The 7,927-nt window shown below is 48.4% G+C and carries 5 protein-coding genes; 2 read left to right on the top strand and 3 right to left on the bottom strand.

Annotated features, from left to right (window positions below; all coding sequences use genetic code 11):
- Nucleotides 1–108: 108 nt before the first annotated feature.
- Nucleotides 109–2,556, top strand: a complete 2,448-nt coding sequence (gene hrpB, locus ACFQ2O_RS18085; protein ID WP_377531150.1) for an ATP-dependent helicase HrpB — start codon at nucleotides 109–111, stop codon at nucleotides 2,554–2,556.
- Between the two features lie 918 nt (nucleotides 2,557–3,474).
- Nucleotides 3,475–4,023 (top strand): YceI family protein, encoded by a 549-nt coding sequence (locus ACFQ2O_RS18080; protein WP_377531146.1) that lies wholly within the window; start codon nucleotides 3,475–3,477, stop codon nucleotides 4,021–4,023.
- A gap of 60 nt (nucleotides 4,024–4,083) precedes the next feature.
- On the opposite strand, the gene ACFQ2O_RS18075 is transcribed toward ACFQ2O_RS18080, so the two are convergent.
- The 3 genes from ACFQ2O_RS18075 to ACFQ2O_RS18065 all read right to left on the bottom strand — a co-directional run bounded on the left by ACFQ2O_RS18075 (nucleotide 4,084) and on the right by ACFQ2O_RS18065 (nucleotide 7,878).
- Nucleotides 4,084–4,209, bottom strand: a complete 126-nt coding sequence (locus ACFQ2O_RS18075) for a hypothetical protein (RefSeq protein WP_377531144.1) — start codon at nucleotides 4,207–4,209, stop codon at nucleotides 4,084–4,086.
- A 29-nt stretch (nucleotides 4,210–4,238) separates the two neighbouring features.
- Entirely contained in the window at nucleotides 4,239–5,693 is a 1,455-nt protein-coding gene (locus tag ACFQ2O_RS18070) for an alanine/glycine:cation symporter family protein (RefSeq protein ID WP_377531142.1), read from the bottom strand.
- A 346-nt stretch (nucleotides 5,694–6,039) separates the two neighbouring features.
- Entirely contained in the window at nucleotides 6,040–7,878 is a 1,839-nt protein-coding gene (locus ACFQ2O_RS18065; protein WP_377531137.1) for a PAS domain-containing sensor histidine kinase, read from the bottom strand.
- Nucleotides 7,879–7,927: the final 49 nt, after the last annotated feature.

Below are 7,927 nucleotides of genomic sequence, written 5' to 3'. Positions count from 1 at the left end.
ATAAAAAATAAAGATCTTCTAAAATATGGAGCAGCAAATACGAGTTTTAAGCTTTTTCTAGCAGACTTAGAAGCTAAAACAACAGAGCTTCACTAAATTCTCAAATTCTTGCCCTTCAACCCATTTACCATAGACCTCCCCGTTCGGGAAATCATACCTGCCGTTAGAGAACACCTGGCGGCACAGAACACGCTGATCGTAAACGCCCCTCCCGGAGCCGGTAAAAGCACCTTGCTGCCGCTGGCTTTGCTGGACGAAGTATGGCTGAAAGATCAGAAAATCGTGATGCTGGAGCCTCGGCGTTTGGCGGCCAAAACCATTGCCGAGCGCTTGGCGCAGTTGCTGGGGGAGGAGGTAGGCCAGACTGTCGGTTACCGCATCCGTTTCGAGACGCGCATTTCCGAGCGCACCCGCATCGAGGTCGTCACCGAAGGCATTCTCACCCGCATGATCCACAGCGACCGCTCGCTGACGGGCATCGGCATCGTGATCTTCGACGAGTTTCATGAGCGCAGCATCCATGCCGATGTAGCCATGGCCCTGAGCCGGGAGGCGCAGCACACGCTTCGTCCGGACCTGCGCATTATGGTGATGTCGGCCACGCTGGATATGCCCCAGCTCACGAGCCTGCTCAAGGCCCCGGTGGCGCAAAGTATGGGGCGGCAATATCCCATCGAAACGCATTACACCGGCGACGCAGACGACCGCATGCTGCCCGAAATGGTTGCCAAAGTGGTGCAGCAGGCGGCACAGGAGCAGGAAGGCGATATTCTCGTATTCCTGCCCGGCGAAAACGACATTCGCAAAGTAGAAGACATACTGCGCAGGCAAATGCGCGGCGTCATGATCCATCCGCTGTTCGGGATGCTGCCCTTCGGCAAGCAGTACGCTGCCATTATGCCCAACCGCGAAGGCAAACGCAAAGTGGTGCTCGCCACAAGTATAGCCGAGACCAGCTTAACCATAGAAGGCGTTTCAGTGGTGGTGGATACGGGCTTCGGCAAAACCTCCCGCTTCGATCCGAAGTCTGGTTTGTCGCGCCTCGAAACGGTGCGCATTTCCAAAGATGCTGCCGACCAGCGTGCCGGTCGTGCCGGTCGATTGGGTCCCGGCACTGCCTACCGCATGTGGAGCAAAACCACGCAGGAGCGCATGGCCCCGCACCGCACGCCCGAGATTATGGAAGCAGACCTGTCGTCGCTGGTGCTGGACATGGCGCAGTGGGGGATTACGGATATCCGTGGCCTTACCTGGCTGAACCCGCCACCGCGTGCTGCCCTGCAATACGCCACCGACATGCTGCATCAGTTGCAGGCGCTGGAGCATGGCCGCATCACGGAGCACGGTAAGCGCATGCACGCGCTGCCTTGCCACCCGCGTATTGCGCACATGCTGCTCAAAGCCGAGGAAACAGACCAGGTGGCGCTGGCAAGCGATATTGCCTCCGTGCTGGAAGAGCGCGACCCGCTGGACCGCAACGCTGGCATCGACATTAACTTAAGAGTGGAAGCGCTGCGCCGCTACCGGAAAGAGCAGGGGCAGGGCAAGCGTTTCAGTAAGATAGAGAAGATTGCCCGCTCATACCGCTCTTTGTTTGAGGTAGAGCCTGAGAACGGCAGCTTTGATGACTATGAAACAGGCGTGCTGCTGGCGCATTGCTACCCGGAGCGTATTGCCTACGCCCGCCCCGGCAACAACGCGCAGTTCCAGCTGGCCAGTGGCCAATACGCTTCTGCCGGTCACCGCGACGACCTGGCGCACGAGTCATGGCTGGCTATTGCGCACCTGCATGCAGGCACCGGCGATAACCCCGGCCGTATTTTCCTGGCTTCACCGCTCAACCCCCGCGACCTGGCTCCGCTCGTAAAGCAGCAGGAAAGCTACCACTGGGATGTGAACGACGGCGAGCTAACGGCTTCTATGGATACCCGCATCGGCAGCATTGTGCTGCAAAGCAAGCCGCTGCCACCACCCGACGAGAAGCACCGCATACCGGCCATCTCCGAAGCTATTAAACTGGAAGGCGACCACCTGCTGGACTTTAACGAAGAGCTAACGCAGTGGCAAAACCGCGTGCTGAGCCTGCGCAAATGGCGTCCGGCAGAAGGCTGGCCCGACGTAAGCACCAGCACCTTGCTCATGACCAACTGGGACTGGCTGCGCCCACACCTTTCCGACATCGAGCACCCCGACGAACTGATGGAGCTGGAGCTGCTGCCGATACTGGAAAAGAAATACCTTAATGATGAGCAGCGTGTGCGACTGGAGGTACTGGCTCCTGCAAGTATAAATTTGCCGGATGGATCAAGTATAGAACTGGAGTATAAGGCGCAGGGCGAGCAACCAAAGCTGGAGATACGGCTGCAGGACATTCTGGCTTGGGAAGAAAGCCCCACCGTAGATGCCGGCGAAATGAAAGTAGAGCTGCACCTGCTTACCCCAGAGCTAAAGCCTATCACGACGGTGTCAGATCTGGCTACCTTCTGGAAGGGCAACTACAGAGTTATCAAGCGGCAACTGGAAGCGGTATTCCCGGAGGTGAAGTGGGAGAGGTAATTGTCCGGATCAGGATTTGCAGGATGAGTGGATGGACAGGATTATGATGATAGAAAGATTACTAAAAGTGGAATAAAATACTGCAAGATTTCATCTTGAGGTTGAAATGGGGAAAGGTACCAGTTTTCGTAGCAGGTTTTGAGGAGCGTATTCCCTCACATTTTAAAACTTGATGCAATAGAATGTTTTTTCCTGCAAAATGAGCTTCGGGAGGGGCGTTCCGGTTAGTGCTGCTTTATAAGTATAAATTATATAGTTGGCGGTATCGCACGGACAGGTCGCGACCTATCCCTACAGAAAGCTGGGAAAGCAGGCGCTAACTAAAATTAGTACCAGTCTTTCCGTGGAGCGCTTTAATGTATGAGTTTAAACGATGAGTATGGGGGAGCTGGAGGATGAACGGAAGCTATAAAGGATTCCTTGGTTGAAGATGCCGTAAGCAGCGCCTATGCAAGTATGGCAGCGGCCATTTATGAGCACAAGCGGACACTTGCGCCTGTAAGGCTTTGATAGAAATCCAGCAAGTATGGCTTTGCAAGATAGTTGAGTTGAAAATGCAACACCCTTGTTTCATGAAATGAGCTGTAAGTTCGCTTCAGAGGCCAACAAGATAGCACTAGCAGAGAAACAACCCGCTCCTGACTTTCAAGGAGAGCTAAGCATGCTCAGCACGAAAATAGCATGAATAATTAAAGCTGAGATTTGGTGTGTCGCTTATTAAACGTATTCTGTTATAGCTAATTAGCTTCTTAGCTATTGTTTTTTTATTTTCCACAACCTGCTGCTCCGCAACATCTGAAGCAATTCCGCTGTTATATATTTACGTGTTTCAAACATGCCTATGTCTGAACATGTAAAATGATTGAAGCAAATGTATCAGCTTAAATCTGCCCTTATAATCAACAAAAGAAAAAAACTATGGCAATAACTAAATGGACAATAGATCCCTATCATTCAGAAATATACTTTAAAGTAAAGCACCTTGTCATCTCAACCGTAACAGGTTCTTTTAATAATTTTATAGGCGGTGCAACAGCACAGGGAGAAAACTTTGAGAACGCTGAAATTCACTTTTCGCTGGATGTTAGAAGTATAGACACCAAGGTAGAGGCGCGTGACAGCCACTTGCGCTCCGCCGACTTTTTTGATGCAGAAAATTTCCCGCACATCAACTTCCAGTCTACAACTTTTACCAAGCTGCATGATGATGTGTATAGCCTCTATGGCATGCTTACTATAAAAAACGTAACCAAACCTGTGGAACTACAGGCAGAGTTTGGTGGTATAGCAACTGATGAGCAGGGCAACGTAAAGGCTGGTTTTGAGGTAAGTGGAGTTATCAGCCGCTGGGAGTTTGGCTTAACTTATAACCCGCTTAGCAAAACAGGTGGGCTTGTGCTAGGGGAAGACATCAAGCTTGTTGCCAGTATACAGCTTGCCCAGGAGCAGGAGCAAACGGTAGAGTAGGGGCATAAAAAAGGCGCGAATCTCAATTCAGAAATTCGCGCCTTTTTTATGTCTTGCTCTTTAATGTGTTACATAGTAAGCAAACTCTCCTACGCTTTTACCACCCTGGTAAATAGCCATTGCAGCTAAAGCCATAAGTATAAATCGAATGTATTTGTTGCTTAATAAAAGTGTATAGCGTTCCATAGCCTCTATCGGTTAGTTTTTATACTTGGTTATACTGCTTGTAATTCTTTTTCCTCCTGCACTTTTTTCTCCCACTCATCGGCATGTTTGATACCTAGTTTTACCGGATCAAAAACAGGGTCAAGTCCAGCCTTGCGCTGTTCTTGGTAATCCTTTAGCGCACGCAAAGCCGGCTTTCTAAGCAATATAATTGCCACCACGTTTAGCCAGGCCATGACACCTACTCCTATATCGCCTAAAACCCAGGCAGATTCTGCCGTTTTGATGGAGCCGTAGAAAGTTGCCCCAAGTATAAGCGCACGCAATCCCCACAGCATCCACTTTCTGCCTTTGCCATTCAGGTAGCTCAGGTTGGTTTCAGCTATATAATAGTAGGCCATGATGGTCGTGAAGGCAAACAGCAACAGCGAAATAGCCACAAAACCACTGCCCAACGTTGGGAAGTAGGTATTGACAGCCTGCTGCGTATATTCTGGTCCAAAAGCCACACCTGGCAGGTTCTCTACAATAAAGCCTCCTTCAGGATTCACTACATTGTATTGCCCCGTAAAAAGTATCATGAAGGCAGTGGCGGTGCATACAAACAGCGTATCTACATACACCGAAAAAGCCTGTACCAGTCCTTGCTTGGCCGGGTGGCTTACCTCTGCGGCTGCCGCAGCGTGTGGAGCCGTACCCTGGCCTGCTTCGTTTGAGTAAATTCCTCTTTTCACACCCCAGGCAATGGCCATACCGAAAACACCCGCAAAAGCAGGTTCTACATCAAAGGCAGAGCGGATGATCAAGCTGAACATGGCAGGGACTTCTGATATGTTCATCATGATGATGATAATGGTCATGAGAATATAGGCACCCGCCATAAACGGAACAGCTACCTCAGCTACCTTGCCAATGCGCTTTACACCGCCAAAAATGATTAGCGCCAGTAAAAGCGTTACGCCTCCACCTGTTACAACCGTAGGAATCTGAAAGGCGGTGTTCATGCTGGAGGCGATGCTGTTGCTTTGCACGCCCGGCAGAAACAAGGCCATACTTATAATAGTGGCTACAGCAAACACCACTGCATACCATTTCACGCCTAATCCCTTCTCTATATAATAGGCTGGGCCACCTCTGTATTCCCCATCTTTTACCTGTTTGTAAATCTGGCCCAGTGTGGCTTCTATAAATGCCGAAGAACTACCTAGAAAAGCGATCATCCACATCCAGAAAACAGCACCTGGCCCGCCCATGGCAATGGCTGTGGCTACGCCAGCAATGTTGCCTGTACCAACCCGGCCAGCAATGGCAATGGAAAATGCCTGAAAAGAGGAAACTCCTTTCTTAGACGACTGTCCGTTAAAAAGCAAGCGAAGCATCTCGCGTATATAGCGCACCTGCAAAAAGCGCGTCACTACTGAAAAGTAAATCCCTGCGCCAAGGCAAAGTATAATTAAGGCATTGCTCCAGACGATGTCGTTGATTGCGGTAATAATGTTTTCCATTTGTTTTTAAGACAGGGATTTAACAAGTATAACTTCTGGTGCCCCTCAGCGGAAAACCAGTTTTCTCTCCCTAAATATAGAAATTTTATGAAAATATAGCTATTATGGCTGATGTGAACTGTGGGAGAGGCTTCTGTATACTTGTGCAGGTGGCTGAATTACAGGTTGTTGTTACTGCTGTGTAAGTTCCCTTGTATCTGTTACGGCCGCTATCCGTGCTATAAGTATAAAGTGGTATAAGTATACTAATACACCAAGATGAGCTACATTGGCTTCAACTACATAAGCATGGCACTAACTATGAGACTATACTTATAGGGTAATATAAGCGCGCAGCCTGTTGCTTTTACTGCTTTTTGGGAAACGAAAGTATAAACGTAGTGCCTTTCCCCGGAGTGCTCTCAACTTCTATACTTCCCCCTATAGACTCTATCTGTGCCTTTACCATGTATAAACCCATTCCACGGCCATCTGCACGTTTATCAATTTTGCCGTATAGCTTAAAAATAGAATTCTTTGCCTTGTCTAAGTCTATGCCCACGCCATTGTCTTCAACTTTAAAAATAAGATACTGTTCTGTTGCCTCGTGGCGTATGCTAACCTCTAAAGGTCTTTCAGTGTCTCTGTATTTAATAGCGTTAGCTATAAGATTATGGAAGATACTATAGATGTAGGCTCTGGTAGCTTGAAGACAGGCATCTTCGGGAATGGCTAAGTTAACAGAAGCCCGCAAGCTCTCAAACCTGTCTTCTAAACTCTTGAGCACCTCCTGGCAAACAGAATGTATACAAACCTGTTCCCGATTTGGATTCGTATCAAAATCCCGAAGAGACAACAGGTCATTTAAATCTTTGATAACGTTAAATAAGCTCATGGCCGTTTGCTTCAGCTTTTGGAGCGAGGAATGAAAATTTTCACTGTCATGGGGGTGTTGCTCCAGAATAGAAGCCAGGCCAAGTAAATTGGCTACCGGAGTTCTGAGGTTGTGCGATACAATATAGTTGAACTGCTGCAACTCTTGATTGTGCTTTTGTAGGTCTTCGGCCAGCAGCTGCATTTTCTTTTCAGATTGCTTTCGCTCTGTCACATCATCCTGAATAGCGAAGAACTGTACGAGGTTGCCTTCATCGTCGAACATGGGCGTAATATTCATGCTGAACCAGAACTTTTCACCGTTCTTGCGGTAGTTGATCAACTCTACATGGAAAGGCTGTTTCTTCAGAACCTGGCTATTCATGTACTGTACAGCCATAGGGTCAGTGTCAGGGCCTTGCAGCAGGTGACCCGGTTTTTTACCCAGCACTTCTCTTAATGTATAGCCGGTAACGCGTGTAAATTCAGAATTCACCCATTCTGTCCTGCCTAAAGCATCAGTTATCACCACACAACTCACCGCTTTACTGGCCACCAGCGATAGCTTTTCAAGTTCCCGTTGCGCCGTCTTTTCAGCAGAGATGTCTCTTGCAGTACCTAGTATACCTATTTTAGTAGGGCATAGGTAAACAGGAATAAGCGTGATGATAAGTGTAACTGCCTTACCATGCTTATTGATAACCTTTCCTTCTATTACACTAGGCTCCTGATTGCTGGCCTTGCTTAGGGCTTTGATAGCCTCGAACGTGAAGGAGGGGGCAGTGAACTTTGAAAAATGCTCGCCAATCATTTCCTCCTCGTGGTAAAGCAATACTTTCTGGACACTGGCATTGATCCGGTCAAAGATACCTTCCGGCGTTAGGGAAAAAACAATTCCGGGGTGGTTTTGAAAGAGGGAGTTATAATAGTGTAGATCTACTTTGTTAGCTAGCGCTGTTTCCTGCTGCTGCGTTACATCACGCGCATACACCACATAGCTCTTCAAGAGTTCATCTTTTGTCTGGTTGGAAACATGCGCCTCCAGCCATCGCCAGTCTCCATTCTTAGACCTATACCTTATAGTATAAGAAGTGGCAGCACCCGGCTCGGAGCTCAGCTTATGCATGGTAGTAAGAACTAGCCGCTTATCTCCCGGATAAATAAACTCCAGCACATCTTTCCCTATAAGCTCATCTTCCTGGTAGCCAACATGTCTTTTTGCTGATTCACTTACCTGTTTAATCAATCCGCTCTGATCAATTAAACAGGTAAAGTAAGGGCTATGCAGAAGTATGGCGTTAGAAAATTGTGTTGGCAGTTGATTTTGCTCCAAATAGAGTTTATAAGGATGTTTTACATTACTATAAATGAAAAATAATTAC

Origin of the sequence: Pontibacter rugosus, from assembly GCF_042678745.1 — a bacterium.
In the GTDB taxonomy this organism is placed as follows: Bacteria; Bacteroidota; Bacteroidia; order Cytophagales; family Hymenobacteraceae; genus Pontibacter; species Pontibacter rugosus.
This window is presented reverse-complemented; position numbering and strand designations above follow the sequence as displayed.